Source organism: Nostoc sp. FACHB-280, from assembly GCF_014697615.1.
In the GTDB taxonomy this organism is placed as follows: Bacteria; Cyanobacteriota; Cyanobacteriia; order Cyanobacteriales; family Nostocaceae; genus Nostoc_B.
In genome coordinates this window covers 231,211-247,801 of record NZ_JACJSD010000004.1, presented here as the reverse complement: position 1 = coordinate 247,801, position 16,591 = coordinate 231,211, and the positions used below count along the sequence as shown (strand labels likewise).

Sequence of the window (16,591 nt, the reverse complement as noted above, 5' to 3'; positions counted from 1 at the left end):
GAGATATTCAGAAATTAATCGAATCTGCTGGTGCTAAGTTAATTTATTTACCCCCATATTCTCCTGATTTTTCTCCTATCGAAAATTGTTGGTCAAAAATTAAAAACATACTACGTTCTATTAGAGCCAGAACTTATTCTGATTTAGCGAAAGCGATTGAAAATGCTTTTAGCCAAGTCTCATTAAATGACATTTATAATTGGTTTACACATTCTTGTTACTGCACCTCACCAGAGTAGAAAACGCTATATATCTCTTCTTTCTTTGTGTCCTACCCTTCGGGAAGCCGCTATCGCGTCTATGCGCCCTACCCTGCGGGAAGCCGCTACCGCGTCTATGTGGTTCGTTCTTTAATTCAGTGCATCTTCATACAGAATTGGTATAACATAACTCTAAAATTCAGGTAGTCCTCAAGACTGATGTATTCATGCAGAAATGTTTGGAAATATAGCAGCAACCAATCCAAACAATCTGGAATTAAAAGTATATGCAATCTCCGGCAAATTCAACTAATAAAACGGCAAATAACCATCTGTCAGTCGAAACAACACCTAATTATATTCATTCTCAAAATAACAGCAAATCTGAGCCTGTAACTCAAATACAGAAAGATAGTGTGATCACTCGGCAAGATTTACCAGATAAGCGAGTACGTTATGCTTTTACTCTAGTTATCTTGAGTGCTTTCTTATTTGTAATTGCCATTTACTACGGCATCATTAACCCTTAATTCGTTGTGGATTATGACCAGTCTACAGTTACTCATACCAAATCGATATGAAGTTGCACATATCTTGATCCCCCTAAATCCCCCTTAAAAAGGGGGACTTTGATAGATTTTTTCTGGTTCCCCCCTTTTTTCAAGGGGGGTTAGGGGGGATCGAATTCTATGCAGCCTTATAAAGAATTGGTATCAATCCTGATTGTGTTAAAGACGACAAACTCATTTAATCATGAACATTCATAATCCATCTTAAGTTAGATGGAAGTTCTAGTAATTAATTTATTTATTAATTTAAGAGAAAGAGATTGAACTGCATTATCATGCCTACAAGTAGCAGTGGATTTGATTTGGATAATTGCTCGATTGACTATTAGCAATTAACCGCAAAAACCAAAATTTTGGAATATTTTGTTATTTAAATTAACGTCCTGGTGGTGAGACAAAATCCAAAATTGTTTGACTTTTATTTGAAGGCTGAAAAGATGTTGATTCAATTGTAAACATTTGCTGGTTCTGTTAAACCAGCAATTTAGATTAGCTTTTTAGGAGGATATGACTAAAATACATGGCTACAAAATATCCTAAATTTAGCCAGGATCTTGCTCAAGATCCAACGACGCGTAGAATATGGTACGCGATCGCCACAGGAAATGATTTTGAAAGTCATGATGGGATGACTGAAGAAAATCTCTACCAAAAGATTTTCGCTACTCATTTCGGTCATGTCGCAATTATTTTCTTGTGGACATCCAGTCTTTTATTCCACGTAGCTTGGCAAGGCAACTTTGAACAGTGGATTAAAGATCCGTTACATATTCGCCCCATCGCCCATGCAATTTGGGATCCCCACTTTGGGAAACCAGCTATAGATGCCTTTACCCAAGGTGGTGCTAACTATCCAGTGAACATTGCCTACTCTGGCGTTTACCATTGGTGGTACACAATCGGGATGCGGACGAATAATGACCTTTATCAAGGTTCAGTATTTTTGTTGTTGTTGGCAGCATTATTTTTATTTGCTGGCTGGCTACACTTGCAACCTAAATACCGTCCTAGCTTGACTTGGTTCAAAAGTGCTGAACCTCGTTTAAATCACCACCTGGCAGGTTTGTTTGGTGTGAGTTCTTTAGCTTGGGCTGGTCACTTAGTTCACGTTGCTATCCCAGAATCGCGTGGGGTGCATGTGGGCTGGAGAAACTTTCTCACAACTTTGCCTCACCCAGCAGGTTTAACACCATTTTGGATGGGAAACTGGGGTGTATACGCCCAAAATCCAGATACAGCTAACCATGTGTTTGGCTCATCCCAAGGTGCAGGTACAGCTATTTTGACTTTTTTAGGTGGTTTCCATCCGCAAACAGAGTCATTGTGGCTGACTGATATGGCGCATCACCATCTGGCGATCGCAGTCATCTTTATTATCGCCGGTCACATGTACCGCACTAACTTCGGAATTGGTCACAGCATCAAAGAAATGCTCAACGCCAGACAATTCTTTGGTATCCAAACTGAAGGTCAGTTCAACTTACCCCATCAAGGTTTATACGACACCTATAACAATTCCCTGCACTTTCAGTTATCTATACACTTGGCTGCACTGGGTACAGCTGCTTCGTTAGTGGCGCAACACATGTACTCACTACCGCCTTACGCCTTCATGGCCAAGGACTACACCACCCAGGCAGCACTGTACACTCATCATCAATATATTGCTGGGTTCTTGATGATTGGTGCCTTTGCCCACGCGGGAATTTTCTGGATACGAGACTATGACCCAGAACAAAACAAAGGTAATGTCCTTGATCGGGTACTGAAGCACAAAGAAGCGATTATCTCTCACTTAAGTTGGGTGTCACTTTTTTTAGGCTTCCATACTCTAGGGCTATATGTTCATAACGATGTTGTAGTTGCCTTTGGGACTCCAGAAAAACAACTCTTGATTGAGCCTGTGTTTGCTCAATTCGTGCAATCGGCTCACGGCAAACTACTGTATGGCATGAATACCTTGCTATCTAACTCAGATAGCATTGCTTACACAGCTTGGCCAAACCAAGGTAACGTTTGGCTACCCAATTGGCTAGATGCGATTAACTCTGGTACTAACTCTCTGTTCTTGACCATTGGGCCAGGAGATTTCTTAGTACACCATGCGATCGCACTTGGTCTGCACACAACCACTTTAATTTGTGTTAAAGGTGCGTTAGATGCCCGTGGTACCAAGCTGATGCCTGATAAGAAAGACTTTGGCTTCACCTTCCCCTGTGACGGCCCTGGTCGTGGTGGTACTTGCCAGACTTCTTCTTGGGAACAGTCTTTCTATCTCGCTATGTTCTGGATGTTGAACCTCCTGGGCTGGGTAACTTTTTACTGGCATTGGAAGCATCTAGGCATTTGGCAAGGTAATGTTGCTCAGTTCAACGAAAACTCTACATATCTCATGGGCTGGTTCCGTGATTATCTCTGGGCGAACTCTGCTCAGTTAATTAACGGTTACAACCCCTACGGCACAAGTAACTTATCTGTTTGGGCTTGGATGTTCCTCTTTGGACACCTCGTTTGGGCAACTGGTTTTATGTTCTTGATTAGCTGGCGTGGTTACTGGCAAGAGTTAATTGAAACTCTTGTTTGGGCGCACGAACGCACTCCACTAGCTAACTTAGTTCGTTGGAAGGATAAGCCTGTTGCTCTATCCATTGTCCAAGGCTGGTTGGTTGGTTTGGCTCACTTCACTGTAGGTTACATCCTCACTTATGCAGCCTTCCTCATCGCCTCCACCGCAGGTAAATTTGGTTAAACAAGTTTGATATCCTCTGACCTTAGCTATTTCCCCCTTGATACCGTCAGGTGACAGGGGGATTTTTGTTATCAGGAGTGACGGAGCAAGTCTGTTGAGAATGGGTGAAAGGGTGAAGGGGTGTAGGTGAGTTTTCCTTTCACTACCTAAGTCTTAAAAATGAATGACGAAGAATATCAATTTCTGTATCGTGGGGCTTGTCACTGCAATATATTACAATTATAATACAAAATATAATACCACTCTCATAGTGACTATTTGTCGCTTGCACAAAAAGGAAATGTTATGATTCCCCGAACACGCGTCCGCAATATTGGTATTTCTGCTCACATCGACTCTGGTAAAACTACGCTGTCAGAGCGAATTCTCTTCTACACGGGCAGAATCCATGCTATTGAGGAGGTGAAGGGAGGCGGCAAGGGTGCAACGATGGATTTTATGCCGGAGGAAAAGCTGCATGGAATTACCATTACCTCCGCAGCCACAACTTGTCAGTGGCGTGATACCCAAATTAATTTAATTGATACTCCAGGGCATGTGGATTTCACCATAGAAGTAGAGCGTGCCTTGCGGGTGCTGGATGGGGCGGTGATGGTCTTGTGTGCCGTGGCGGGTGTGCAGTCCCAATCCATCACAGTGGATCGGCAGATGAAACGCTACCGTGTGCCGCGTCTAGCATTCATCAACAAAATGGATCGAATGGGTGCAGATCCGTTTCGTGTAGTCCAGGCTATCCGCGATCGCTTGCAATTAAATGCGGTGTTGCTGCAATATCCCATCGGTAGCGAAGACAACTTCCAAGGTGTGATTGACCTAGTATCGATGCAAGCACACTACTTTGAAGGCGAAAACGGCGAAAATTGGGTTAAACAAGCAATTCCTGAAAGTCTTGTAGCAGCAGCACAACAAGCACGGGAAAAATTGCTAGATAGCTTGTCTTTGTTCTCAGAAGAGATGACTGAGATGCTGTTGGCAGATCAAGAGATTCCCCAAGAACTGATTTGGCAAGTTATCCGCCAAGCAACCTTGCGGCTGGAACTCACACCTGTACTGCTGGGTTCTGCGTTCAAAAACAAAGGTGTGCAGAATCTATTAGATGCGATCGCCCTTTATTTGCCATCTCCCATCGATAGGGAAGTAGTCAAAACCGCAGAATCAGCCAGTGTTTACCCTGAGCCTGATGCTGCTTTGGTGGCGTTGGCATTTAAACTCACTCTCGAATCTTTCGGTCAACTAACCTACACCCGCATTTACTCCGGCACATTAAAACCGGGTGATCTTGTGTATAACTCCCGTACCGAAAAACGAGTGCAAATTGGTCGCTTGGTGCGAATGCACGCCAACAAGCGCGAAGAGTTGCCAGTGGCTGTGGCTGGAGATATTGTGGCTTTGTTGGGTGTTGATTGTGCTTCGGGCGATACATTATACACGGGAGACACACCAGTGTTTCTCGAAAGAATGTTTGTCCCGGAACCAGTGATTACACTGGCAGTTACACCCAAAAAACAAGAAGATAGCGATCGCCTAGCCAAAGCCCTCAACCGCTTTCAACGGGAAGATCCGACATTTCGGGTAAGTATCGACCCCGAATCAAAAGCAACTTTGATTTCTGGTATGGGTGAACTGCATCTGGAAATTTACTTAGAACGGATTCAACGGGAATATAATGCTGAGGTTTATGTCGGTACTCCCGCAGTGGCGTATCGGGAAACCATTAGCCAAAAAACTCAATTTGACTATCGCCTCAAGAAACAATCTGGTGGTACTGGTTTATACGCCCATGTAACTGGGTGGATTGAACCAAGCGATGAACCATTTGTATTTGAGAATCGGGTAGTTGGTGGTGCAGTTCCTAAAGAATATATCCCAGCTTGTGAAAAAGGCTTCCGCGAGGCGATGACAACCGGAAAACTGTCAGGCTATCCGGTAACTGGGGTGAAAGTTGTTCTGGATGGAGGTTCCTATCATCCAGTTGATTCTTCGGAATTGGCGTTTCGTTCTGCGGCTCATCAAGCACTGGAAAATGCGATCGCCCAAGCCAAACCCTATATCCTCGAACCAATTATGCTCGTCGAAGTGGAAACACCAAACGAGTTCATAGGTAGAGTCCAGGGTGACATATCATCCCGTCGCGGCTTGCTGTTGAGTTCCGAGACAATGCAAGGATACTCTGTGATTCGCGCCGAAGTACCATTAGTGCAGATGTTTGGTTATTCTACAGAATTGCGATCGCTCACTGCTGGTATGGCGACTTTTTCAATGGAATTTGCCTGTTATCGCCAGTCTTAAATCCACATCTGTAACTAGCATCTTGAATTAGTTATTTAGGGACACAATTATTCTGTGTCCCTTCTATTTTTGTATGAATTTTATCAAACAAGAATTTGATGGCTCACGCAGAGGCGCAAAGACGCAAAGAGTTATGGGAAATTCACTGGTTTAGTAGGCAGAGGTCTATTCTCTAAACAGTCAATAATTCTGTATAGAAGAAACTTTGTATAAAAAAGTTAAAACAGATTCTGTACAGGGAATATTAAGGGAGGAGACATAAATCTAGTTGTTACTTGGTTAAAACTGTCTCTCTGAATTGGTGTAACGTTCTAACCACATTTTTGCTATGCAAATCTCAATCAAGTCTCCTGTATCTTTGCTTGACAAAATTCTGCAATCGTATTTTCAAGCAATCTTGCTAGTTTGCTTATTTATATGGACTGTTTTACTAGTAATTAATACTTTACAAGTACAACACTCTTGTAATCCTATGATTCATTGGTCTGGTGAGCTTCCAACAAAATGCCTAAAGCAGGACATTTTAACCCCATCTTCCCAGATAAAGCAAGACAAGGTTATTCCAGTGCAACTAGACAATGAGCATAAATATGAAACTCCAAATCCTCCCACAGATACTAGTAAAAATCCATCCGATATAATAATTAGCAAATTAGAAAAACATCCTGATGTTACTGCTGGCGCTATTGCTATAGGTGTTGCAACAAGTGTTGCTTTAATTGCAAGCTCACCAATCGCCGTTGTTCTTGGCTCTGGATTTGTTACTTGGTTAGCCATTAGAACAGTTTTGTCTATGGGAGCAAATTAAACCACTAATTCGGAATGTTAAAGAATTTTTTTAGGAGAAATCGGTGATGCAATCTCTTCCTCAGAATAACAATAGTTCGGCAAATAATACACAACAATTATCAAATTCTCCTGTCAATCAGGTGACGACTCCAGCTTCAGGTAATCAACTTGGAAATAATACATCTGTATCTTTAGGAAATGTACAGCCTGTGAATAGAAGCTCAATTTTTTCAGGCTTATCAAGTGATGTAACTAAAATGATTTTACTTGGGCTTTTCATTATTGGAATAGTTGCTACATTCTTTCTCGTTACTAGGGGAAATGAATTGTGTATCTTCAGCTTTTGTTCGGATGTGGGTAGACATTCTTCTACATTAACTAGTGATTTTTGGGCTTTTGCAGGAGGAACCGCGACAGTTGTAGTTTTAACGTCATTCTTAGGAGTTTCATTACTACCTGCTGTTGGTATAGCTTCTGCTGTTTGGTTCTTTATATATTCTTCGCTGCATTTATCTTAGTTGTTAGAGAGAAATTGAGTATGAACCTCATTGAAGTCAGCCAAGTTTGTAAGACCCTTTATAAAGGGTTTCAAAAAAAACGTGTTCTCAATAAGATAGATTTTTGTGTTGAGAAAGGAGAATTTGTAGTATTGCTAGGAGAAAATGGTGCAGGTAAGACTACCTTACTGAATTTAATTTTAGGAATTCTCCAACCGAGTGAAGGAGAAGTCAAACTCATGGGGCTTTCTCCTCAAAAATCATCCGCAAGAACATCCGTAGGTGCGGTTTTACAAAAAACAAACGTTCCACCAAATTTGAAAGTTAAAGAACTAGTTCAGCTTGTATGTAGTTACTATCCTAATTCACAGACAGTTGTGGATATTTTAAAAAAGGTTGGTCTTGAAGATCAATCTGAAGCATGGGCTAGTCAATTATGTGGTGGGGAAACACAGCGTTTATTTTTTGCTCTGGCTTTAGTAGGTAATCCAGATCTGCTCATACTTGATGAACCTACGAAACACTTAGATGCTAAAGGCGATGAACTTTTTTGGCAAGAAATAAGACGTTACCGAGAGCAAGGTGTAACCATTTTAATGATTACACACAGTCAGTCAGACTTGAAGGAGCTTAGTCAACTAGCAACTCGTTATGTAACTCTTCATAAATTTAATGAAGCACTCACCGAAGGACAACTTACTCAAGCCGAGAGTATCAAGAGTCAAGAAGACATATTAGTTAAATATGAAAATCAAGAGAAGCCACAAAAAGAAATTGTAATTCATCCACAAAATGTTGTATTCATATTTCTACAGCAAATTTGGGTAGAAATAATTCAGTTATTGCGTACACCTTTGTTTTTATTAGGTATTATTCTGTTTGCGTGCTGTATTACTGTAATTCCATTTCAGGGTGAAGTTGCAAAGCAAGCACTGTTATCATTTAGTGTGTTGATTTTATTGACTATTGCAATTGAGAGATTAGGTAAGAGAGTGTCAGTTGAGCGTGCTGAAGGTTGGTTAAAATTGCTGCGTGTAACTCCATTACCACCAATTGTATATATAGCTGCAAAACTTGTCACAACACTCCTAATATCTGCCATCACTATTACATTAATTATGATATTGGGAGTCTGGCGATTAAAAATAGACACTGATATCGAACAAGTATTACTTATTTTCTTCAGTTTAGTTTTAGGAGTAATACCTTTTGCAGTTTTTGGCCTAGCTTTGAGCTACTTGACACAACCTAAAAGTTACGACTCTATTGCTGGTTTATCAATTCCTCTCGGCTTGGCCAGTTGTGGTGCTTTACCACTAACTCATCCACATTTTTTAGAGTATGTAGTCGCTTTTTCACCGTTTTATCACTATCGAGAACTAACACTGTGGGCAGCAGGTCTAAGTTATGATCAACATCTCTCGCTACATTTACTATGGCTTTTATGGGCTGGAGGGGTGTTTGGATTTATGGCTGTATGGGCATATAAACGTGATTCTGTGATTCAATAGCGTTTGCTCTTCAATATTTAGGAGAGTTGTTGTCTTCTAAAATGGCAATTAAATTAATTATATTATAATGAATCAGCAAAACATATTTTGCTGATTCACTACTTCTATTAAATAGGGATATTAAACCCGCGATTATCTCAACTTTATCTATTTAATACTTCAGACTAAAATTACTATATTTACCGATAATTACGGTTGAATAAATATAAATTAAATCGCAATATTAATACTATTGATAGTAGCTTTTAAAATATGGGTTTATCTACTCAAGACTCCAATAACAGCAACGCTATTAACCAGCTTTTAGATTGGATAATTAATGTTGGTATCAATGGCTGTGAAGTTCTACCTTCGGCAAAAAATGTTGCACAAGAGCATCTATCTTCATGCGGAAATGATAAGGAAAAAGCTATAGATTCAATCATTGCGTGGAGAACTGCTTATGCTGCTGGTACAGGATTTGTGACTGGATTAGGTGGATTAACAACTTTACCTATCACTATCCCTGCAAGTTTAGCTTCATCTTATGCTTTAGCCGCAAATACTGCGGCTGCCATAGCAGTAGTAAGAGGATATAATATTGAATCTGATCAAGTTCGTACTTTTGTCATACTAGCATTGTTGGGTGACTCAACCTTAGAAGTTCTTAAAACTGTAGGTGGCAATTTGGGAACCAAAGTTACAAAGTCACTTATTAGTCAAATCCCTGGCAAAGTTCTAATAGAAATCAATAAAAAAGTAGGTTTTCGATTAATTACGAAAGCTGGAGAGAAAGGAGTTGTTAACTTAATGAAATTAGTTCCAATTGTAGGAGGTGTAGTAGGAGCAGGTTTTGATAGCACATTTGTTAATAAATGTGGTCAATCGGCAAAAAATTTGTTTACATAAAATTAATAATTTTTGGTGTAAGAAGTTCTGACGATTCATCAATACTAAATACCTAAGTTAAATGCCATAATTTCTTCCCGTTCAAGTTGTGAAAATGGTTGCACTTCTATTTCCATATCAAAACAATCTTGTGCAGCAGCAATCAAAGCTGTGATGATTTGTTCGTGACTGTAAGGGAAATGAAGGTTATTGAATGACTCTGTACCAAATACCTCTGCAAACAGTTCCGCATCTGGTTGCAAGCGAATAGAACCATGTTGCAAAATTACGTTACCGCGTTTGAGTTGGGCGCTACCGATGAGTTTTGCGCCATTGGGTAAAATTAAATCTGCACCTGTCGCTGTTCCAAAGCAATTGGGGTTATGGATGTAACCTCGCCCAGATGTACCGTAGCTTAATTCCACACCAAGCGATCGCCATCCTTGAATTAAAAATTCACAAATTTTTGTATATGCTTGTAAACGGTTTCCAGTTAAACCCGATGTAATCACAGCGTAGGTTAAATCGCCTTGGTGTAATACTGCTCTTCCACCAGTGGGACGGCGGACTAAATCGAGTTTTTTACCTTGCCAAGTTAAATTTTCCCATGCTTGGGGATATTGCCGTTGATGATAACCGAGAGAAATAGCAGCTGGCGACCAAGTATAAAAGCGCAGAGTTGGAGGGTGCTTTCTCAAATGGTGTTGTTCTAATAACCATTTATCGATCGCCATCTGTAAATTACCAGAGGCTTCTAAGAAAGGAATCAGTCGCCATACCTGCTTATTAGACATTAATGATTACTTAAGCAATACCAAACTCAGATTGTAAAGCTTCATCGTTGTTATCGGCGATCGTAGCAACAATTGTAATTAACCGCGAGACTTCCCCTGGAGACAATTCCGCTAGGGTACGTGTTGAGATGACAACTACTTTGTCCTCGATGATGCCAAAACGCGCTTCAAAAGTACTAGAGCAATTCAACTCTAAAAGTTGACGCATTAATTTGGGTTCATCTTTGGCGGGTAACTTTAAGACAACAGACCAAACCGTGAGGGTGTCTTCGTCGCTTTTACCCGTGAGTTGCACAAACACTTCCACACTACCGTACTTAAACTTCCAGAGATAACCACCTTCTGGACTCTGGCTAACCATTGCGCTGTCATCTTGTTCTAGAGAGTCGATGACGTTTTCAATAATTTCTAGATGGTCGATGGTATTTGTTTCCTGGATTAGTTCGTTAAGAAATTCTTCAGTTAGGGTTTCTTGAGAGATTGCCATAAGGATTTTTGGTTCAATATGTTTACTGGTGTATCGGTAGAGAATTCAGGACGAAGCGAAAAGGATTAACCTGGATTTGTCTCTTGTGAGAAATCCAGGGGTATGGGAGGGGTGGGAGGTGTGGGAGGATGGTGAAGAAATCTTTCCCCCCACACTCCCCACACTCCCCACACCCCTACCCATACGTGAGAAATTCGGGATTAAGAACCTCCACATCGGTGAATTCTGCTGTAACTACACATACTTTATAGCTTGTCAGCAAAATTAGTTTTAGTTCCCTAAGTGATAATCTGGTAATCAGTGACAAAACTAACGCAAAAAAAGGATGCGCTAAATTATGTCATCTCTCTCTCAAGCTGTGCAAACTTCTGATGTGCGTCAATTGGGGATTAACCCTAATCATTGGTATGTAGTTGCACGGAGTACTGAGGTAACTAATAAACCTGTGGGAGTGATATTATGGCATCAAGCGATCGCACTTTACCGCGACAGTACAGGTAAAATCCACGCCTTAGAAGACCGTTGTCCCCATCGTCAAGTTAAACTGAGCCACGGACAAGCGATCGCTAATGAATTAGAATGCGCTTATCATGGTTGGCGCTTCAATACATCGGGTGAATGTACAGCAGTTCCTTATTTAGCTGCAAATCAAAAATTACCAAACTGTCAAATTCGTCGTTACCCAGTCAAAGAACAAGATGGTTTTATTTGGCTATTTCCTGGTGATGCAGAATTAGCTGTTGAACCAATGGGTTTACCAGAATGGGAACATTTGAATTATATTGCTTCAGTTGCAGTCATTAACTGTCAAGCCCATTATTCATATTTAATTGAAAACTTGATGGATATGTATCACGGGCATTTACATCAAGATTTACAAGCTTGGGCGGCAGCATCTTTAAAAGATATTGACGAAGATAATCACCGTGTAGATGCTCATTATACTGCCCAAAGTTATTATAAAATCGATAAAATTTGGTCAATCTCTCAGTTATTTTTTCCCGCATTAAGAAAGCTCCATCCAGAACCACTGGATGTCAGTTATATCTATCCCCATTGGCAATCAACTTTAGGCAAAGATTTTAAAATTTATTGTTTATTGTGTCCTATAAGTGAAACTCAAACCAAAGCTTATTTAATTCACTTCACTTCGCTCAATGCCTTTTGGCGATTACATAAATTACCTGTATGGTTCCGCCGATTTATTAAAGATAGTTTATTTAACGCCGCCAAAAAATTGCTTGAAGGTTTAGTAGTGCAGGATGTAGAAATGATTGAAGAAGAACAACAGGCATATTTACAAAATCCGCAACGACGCAATTATGAGTTAAATCGAGCTTTAGTTAGTGTGCAGAAATTGATGCGGAGTCAAGTTGAAAGATTAGGCTGAGATAGCAGTAAATTATCTACAGCAATCCTATCTGAGTTGTGAAAACATATTATTTTAAACGAACCGCAAAGGGCGCATAGACGCGATAGCGGCTTCCCGAAAGGTAGGACACAAAGAAAGAGAAGGAGGAAAAGAAAGAGAATTTCACAAATGATTTAGTATTGCTGCTAAAGGCCATATTCACCTCCTGAAGAATTGCTTTACCTTAGCTGTATTTTCCAGTTTGCAACAATAATTGTAATGAAGGGCGATCGCCAAGTATCTTAGAAATAGGTTTGATAGTTGTGGAGTGGCGATCGTGAATACTCAGGAATTCCTGCGATTGATCGATAAACAGGTCTCATGTCCGCAAACCCTACCAAAAGCACTACAAGCTCTGTGGTATGACAAAAAAGGCAATTGGAACCAAGCTCATGAAATAGTCCAAAATGCCAATGATGTTGATAGTGCTTGGGTTCACGCTTACTTACATCGTCAAGAAGGTGATTTGCATAATGCGCGTTATTGGTATCATCGCAGCAGTCAGGCAGAGTTTGTTGGCGAGCTAAACCAGGAATGGGAACAAATTACGTCTCTATTACTGAAAAAGGTCAACACTACTCATGGATGCTGAACAACTCAAGCGCAGTTACGATGCAGGGGAAAGATATTTTCCGGCTGCAAATTTAAGTCGAGCTAGGTTAATTTCCGCTCACTTACCAGGAATTAATTTGTGGGGAGCAGACTTGAGCCAAGCGAACCTAGCCAAAGCTAAACTCTGGGGAGCAGACTTAAGTCAAGCTAATTTGGCTCAGGCGAATTTGACAAGAGCTAATTTATGCGGTGTCAAATTAAAAGAAGCAAATCTCCGGGGTGCGAAACTCAACTTTACTAAGTTGTATGGTGCAGATTTAAGTGGTGCTTATTATGATGACAGCACCCGCTTTTCTAGAGGATTTGACCCTGTAAAGAACAATATGCGAAAGTTTTAATTTTGGCAGGGTTGAGATAGCGAATACCTACTATCAAAACTTGGCAAAATTTATATAGCTGAAACTGTTCCCTATCCTCACAGATCACTTTTTCTGCCAACCCTACTTAAATACAAATTTGAAAAATGAGTGTGAAAGATGGGTTGGCAGAATCCAAACTTAGATAACAATTCCATATCCAAAATCTAAAATAGTATGAGTTGTCAGTGTGTGAATAAAAGCTATCGACATCATGTATATTGGTACGCAGTACAGACACGCATAAATCTGATAAACAAACAGCACTGGAGTTCCCGATGATTCGACCTAGTACGCCCGATGACTCAGAGGCATTAATCGCGATCGCTGTAGCAGCAGAGCTATTCGCCGCGAACGAAACCGAAGAACTAAGCAAAGTGCTGGCGAGTTACTTCAGTGGTAACATCGGCGAGGGTCATGTGTGGCTCACCGATGAGGAGGATGGGGAACCTTGTGGGGTCGCCTACTACGCACCTGCCCCTTTTACGGATGGGACGTGGGACTTGTTAATGATCGTTGTGCATCCCAACTACCAGAGGCAAGGGCGAGGAAAAGCTCTGGTGGAGTATGTGGAAAATGCCCTAAGAGCAAGTGGTCAGAGAATTTTGTTGGTCGAGACTTCGGGGCTGCCCAGCTATGAGCGAGCGCGGGCTTTCTACAAAAAGTGCGGTTTCGACGAGGAGGCGCGTATTCGTGACTTCTACAAGGCAGGGGAAGATAAGGTGGTGTTCCGCAAGGCTTTGAATGCGGAATAGATCACACACTAAATTACAATTCTTCTGCGGCTGGTAAGGGAAAGATTTCACCAGCTAAGTAAGCATCAAAATTCTTCTGGAAGTATAGCCAAGAAGTCATATCTTCCCCATCGGAAAATGCTTTGGGAGCTTGTTTATATAAGGGAACGCGATGATTAATTTCATCTTGTAGTAGTTGGGGTAATTCTGCTAAACCGCCAACTTTAGAACCAAAAGCACTATAGATGAGATTACCAGAGCGATCGCCCATTTTCATCCACGGTAGCCATTGCCCAATCCTATCCCAACTCAGCTTTAGTTGAGACACAGAATTGAGTTCTGAATTGAATAAATCTGCTGTTGGAACAGATAATTTAAATAATTCTGCGGCTTGATAAGTTTCATAAGGACTATATTCGGCAAATTTTGGATCTTCTGCCAAAGGATTGGGATAAGTTGGAAAAATATCAAATACAAAAGTGGCTGTATCTCCCTCGACGTGGGCTGGAAATTTACCTTTAAAATGTCCCTGCACAGGATTATTCGCAACGTGTAACACAGGCACAGTTTCACCAGTCCAAGGATTTTCCCATTTGGGTAAAATCTCTTCTGTTTCTGGGTTTAAGTAATAAGTCAGTTCACGAGAAGTAAAATCCCAACTATCTTCTCCTGTAGAAATACATCTACTTACACTCACACCCAAGATTTTAAATAAGAGTTTTCTTTTCTCTCCAGGAATAAAACTATAAATCTTGCCTTGCCAAACTAAAAATGTCGATTCATTAGCATCAAGAGAAGAGCGAGTTTTGACCCATTGTTGTGCATCAAATTCTTTTATTGTTGCGACCATTTTGCGTTTCCTCTTTAATAGAATAAACAAAGGGTAGTCTTAAAAAAGGCAAAAGTAAAAAATCAAAAGGTAAAAGCATCAAAATAAACCCGCCCCTACTTCGCCGTACACTCTTGTTCTGACTCCTGAATTATTCTTCCAGATTATTCATCTACTACATCAGTTGCTAATTCGTGGTGGAGCAAGTTTTTACCCCTTTTTTTTGCACCGTACATTAAATTATCGGCTCTTTCAAGCATTTCTGTGACTGAAGCTGGTGGTTTAATAAAGGTAATTGCGCCAATACTCAAGGTGACAGGCCAATTTTCTGCCTGCATCACAGATGATAGAGTTCTGTGTAATCTCTGTAATACTATTTCGGATGCGTCATAACCAGTACGTGGTAATAAAATTGCAAATTCATCACCCCCAAGTCTAGCAATGACATCAATTTTACGGAGATTATTTTTAGCGTTTTCTGCAACTAAACATAGCAGGCGATCGCCAACAGAATGACCAAACTGATCATTAATAAATTTAAAGTTATCAACATCAAAATATGCAATAGTTATTGGCTCTTGATGTCTTAAAGATTTATGAATTTCCAGATTCACTAATTCTAAAAAAAAAGACCTGTTATGCAGCCCTGTTAAAGCATCTGTTCTCGCTAGTCTTTGTAAATTTTTTAATGTGAGTTTTTGTTGCGACAAAAGATAGTTTGTAAATAAGAAAAATACTAAAACTACAACGGTATTCCAATAAGGTACTAATGGATGTAAATAGTGAAAATTTGGTTTTTGGTTGACTACTAAATTTGTAACTGCACTAATCAATGAGATTAAAATACCACTGCAATTATCAGCAAACCAAGTCGCAATGCCAATAGGAATTAAGTAAAAGATAGCTATTAATATTTCTGGTGGGATTTGGTAGTCTAACCAACCTATCAAGCTTGTAAGAAAAACACTGAGGGAGATTACGCACCATTTAGGTTGATTATCTAGGATTTTCATTAAATTCATGTTCCTTCAGCTTAACTGCAACATCTTTTGCAGTTCCTTATGAGTTATCTGCTTCACCCTTATTTTTCACCCAATCATATATTTTCTATTTTGTCAATGTTCATGAAATAAATTCTACCAAGGCAATAATTAATTATGAATGATAATCAAGAAAACCAATAATTCAGGCTTAAATATGCTGAATAATTCAATGAGCAAGTTATTTTAGTTCAGCAAATAAATTGAATATAACTGGAAAAATTCTCCTATTTGAGATTTAGATTGATAATTGCTGTATAAACAAACTTTCTGTGCATCTATACCGTCATCATTGTTCAAATTGATATCCATAGCTTTGATGAAATAAAAATTCTCAATTAAGAGAAAATATCTTCATTGGCTCTCTGGATATTAGAGAATTTCTTTGATTATTGTCTATATCTCCGGATAAGTAAAAAAATACCTGAATAATAATTCACATAATTTTTCTACAGCACAACTTATGGAACTGCCTCAACGCGTGTCAATTCGCTACAAAGACACTTCCTACAATATGAGTGAGATCCGTCTAAAAACTGTTCAACTAGCATTCAAAATTTGGGAAGAACAAAGTAAACCTCGCAAAACCGAGTTGTATGATTTTATCTTGACTTGTCTCAAACAATTTGACCGTCAAGACCGTTTTATTGTTTCCTATCTATTCTTAGAGTTAACAGATATGATACGTAATTCTTCCTTAGAAAGAACGATGAGAGAGGTGTTAATTAAAACGGCTTTTAGAGAGTTTGCTTGTGCGTTGACAGATTTTGAAAATGCGGAGAAATAGAATTAAGACAGGAGGCAGAAGGCAGAAAGCAGGAGGTAAAGGTTTTATTATCCAAACAGAATTCAGGATT

Annotated in this window: 17 protein-coding genes; 13 read left to right on the top strand and 4 right to left on the bottom strand. The window is 39.9% G+C overall.

The genetic code is table 11. The features are described from left to right. The 8 genes from H6G75_RS04945 to H6G75_RS04910 all read left to right on the top strand — a co-directional run. Nucleotides 1-239 (top strand): transposase (locus H6G75_RS04945; protein WP_190978840.1); only part of this gene is annotated, 239 nt, incomplete at its 5' end. A 248-nt stretch (nt 240-487) separates the two neighbouring features. Further along, entirely contained in the window at nt 488-730 is a 243-nt protein-coding gene (locus tag H6G75_RS04940; protein WP_190978839.1) for a hypothetical protein, read from the top strand. 559 nt (nt 731-1,289) lie between these two features. After that, on the top strand, nt 1,290-3,518 hold the full coding sequence (gene psaB, locus H6G75_RS04935) for a photosystem I core protein PsaB (RefSeq protein ID WP_190978838.1): 2,229 nt from the start codon (nt 1,290-1,292) through the stop codon (nt 3,516-3,518). 285 nt (nt 3,519-3,803) lie between these two features. Beyond that, on the top strand, nt 3,804-5,807 hold the full coding sequence (gene fusA / locus H6G75_RS04930) for an elongation factor G (RefSeq protein WP_190978837.1): 2,004 nt from the start codon (nt 3,804-3,806) through the stop codon (nt 5,805-5,807). Nucleotides 5,808-6,135: 328 nt separating this feature from the next. Further along, the gene (locus tag H6G75_RS04925) at nt 6,136-6,615 is read left to right on the top strand and encodes a hypothetical protein (RefSeq protein ID WP_190978836.1); all 480 of its coding nucleotides are present in this window, start codon (nt 6,136-6,138) and stop codon (nt 6,613-6,615) included. 46 nt (nt 6,616-6,661) lie between these two features. Next, nucleotides 6,662-7,114, top strand: coding sequence for a hypothetical protein (locus tag H6G75_RS04920; RefSeq protein WP_190978835.1), 453 nt, complete (start codon nt 6,662-6,664; stop codon nt 7,112-7,114). 20 nt (nt 7,115-7,134) lie between these two features. Further along, nucleotides 7,135-8,604 carry an ABC transporter ATP-binding protein/permease gene (locus tag H6G75_RS04915; RefSeq protein ID WP_190978834.1) on the top strand — a complete coding sequence of 490 codons (1,470 nt, stop codon included), beginning with the start codon at nt 7,135-7,137 and terminating at the stop codon, nt 8,602-8,604. Nucleotides 8,605-8,856: 252 nt separating this feature from the next. Then, nucleotides 8,857-9,492, top strand: coding sequence for an EcsC family protein (locus H6G75_RS04910; RefSeq protein WP_190978833.1), 636 nt, complete (start codon nt 8,857-8,859; stop codon nt 9,490-9,492). A gap of 44 nt (nt 9,493-9,536) precedes the next feature. On the opposite strand, the gene H6G75_RS04905 is transcribed toward H6G75_RS04910, so the two are convergent. Further along, nucleotides 9,537-10,265 carry a biotin/lipoate A/B protein ligase family protein gene (locus tag H6G75_RS04905; protein ID WP_190978832.1) on the bottom strand — a complete coding sequence of 243 codons (729 nt, stop codon included), beginning with the start codon at nt 10,263-10,265 and terminating at the stop codon, nt 9,537-9,539. 10 nt (nt 10,266-10,275) lie between these two features. Continuing rightward, entirely contained in the window at nt 10,276-10,752 is a 477-nt protein-coding gene (locus H6G75_RS04900; RefSeq protein WP_190978831.1) for a YbjN domain-containing protein, read from the bottom strand. A 337-nt stretch (nt 10,753-11,089) separates the two neighbouring features. Between H6G75_RS04900 and H6G75_RS04895 the strand changes: the two genes are divergently transcribed. From H6G75_RS04895 to H6G75_RS04880, 4 genes are all read left to right on the top strand, one after another. After that, nucleotides 11,090-12,142 carry an aromatic ring-hydroxylating dioxygenase subunit alpha gene (locus H6G75_RS04895; RefSeq protein WP_190978830.1) on the top strand — a complete coding sequence of 351 codons (1,053 nt, stop codon included), beginning with the start codon at nt 11,090-11,092 and terminating at the stop codon, nt 12,140-12,142. Between the two features lie 298 nt (nt 12,143-12,440). Then, a complete protein-coding gene (locus tag H6G75_RS04890; protein WP_190978829.1) occupies nt 12,441-12,755 on the top strand; it encodes a hypothetical protein in 315 nt (104 codons plus the stop codon). Further along, entirely contained in the window at nt 12,745-13,113 is a 369-nt protein-coding gene (locus H6G75_RS04885; protein WP_190978828.1) for a pentapeptide repeat-containing protein, read from the top strand. Before H6G75_RS04890 ends, H6G75_RS04885 begins: the two co-directional genes overlap by 11 nt. Before the next feature lie 296 nt (nt 13,114-13,409). After that, nucleotides 13,410-13,886, top strand: a complete 477-nt coding sequence (locus H6G75_RS04880; RefSeq protein ID WP_190978827.1) for a GNAT family N-acetyltransferase — start codon at nt 13,410-13,412, stop codon at nt 13,884-13,886. A gap of 13 nt (nt 13,887-13,899) precedes the next feature. Here the strand turns inward: H6G75_RS04880 and H6G75_RS04875 are convergent, their stop codons facing one another. Beyond that, nucleotides 13,900-14,715 carry a DUF1838 domain-containing protein gene (locus H6G75_RS04875; RefSeq protein WP_190978826.1) on the bottom strand — a complete coding sequence of 272 codons (816 nt, stop codon included), beginning with the start codon at nt 14,713-14,715 and terminating at the stop codon, nt 13,900-13,902. Between the two features lie 143 nt (nt 14,716-14,858). Continuing rightward, nucleotides 14,859-15,707 carry a GGDEF domain-containing protein gene (locus H6G75_RS04870; RefSeq protein WP_242051456.1) on the bottom strand — a complete coding sequence of 283 codons (849 nt, stop codon included), beginning with the start codon at nt 15,705-15,707 and terminating at the stop codon, nt 14,859-14,861. A 490-nt stretch (nt 15,708-16,197) separates the two neighbouring features. On the opposite strand from H6G75_RS04870, the gene H6G75_RS04865 reads away from it, so the two are divergent. Then, a complete protein-coding gene (locus H6G75_RS04865) occupies nt 16,198-16,521 on the top strand; it encodes a hypothetical protein (protein ID WP_062294129.1) in 324 nt (107 codons plus the stop codon). The last annotated feature ends 70 nt before the right edge of the window (nt 16,522-16,591 follow it).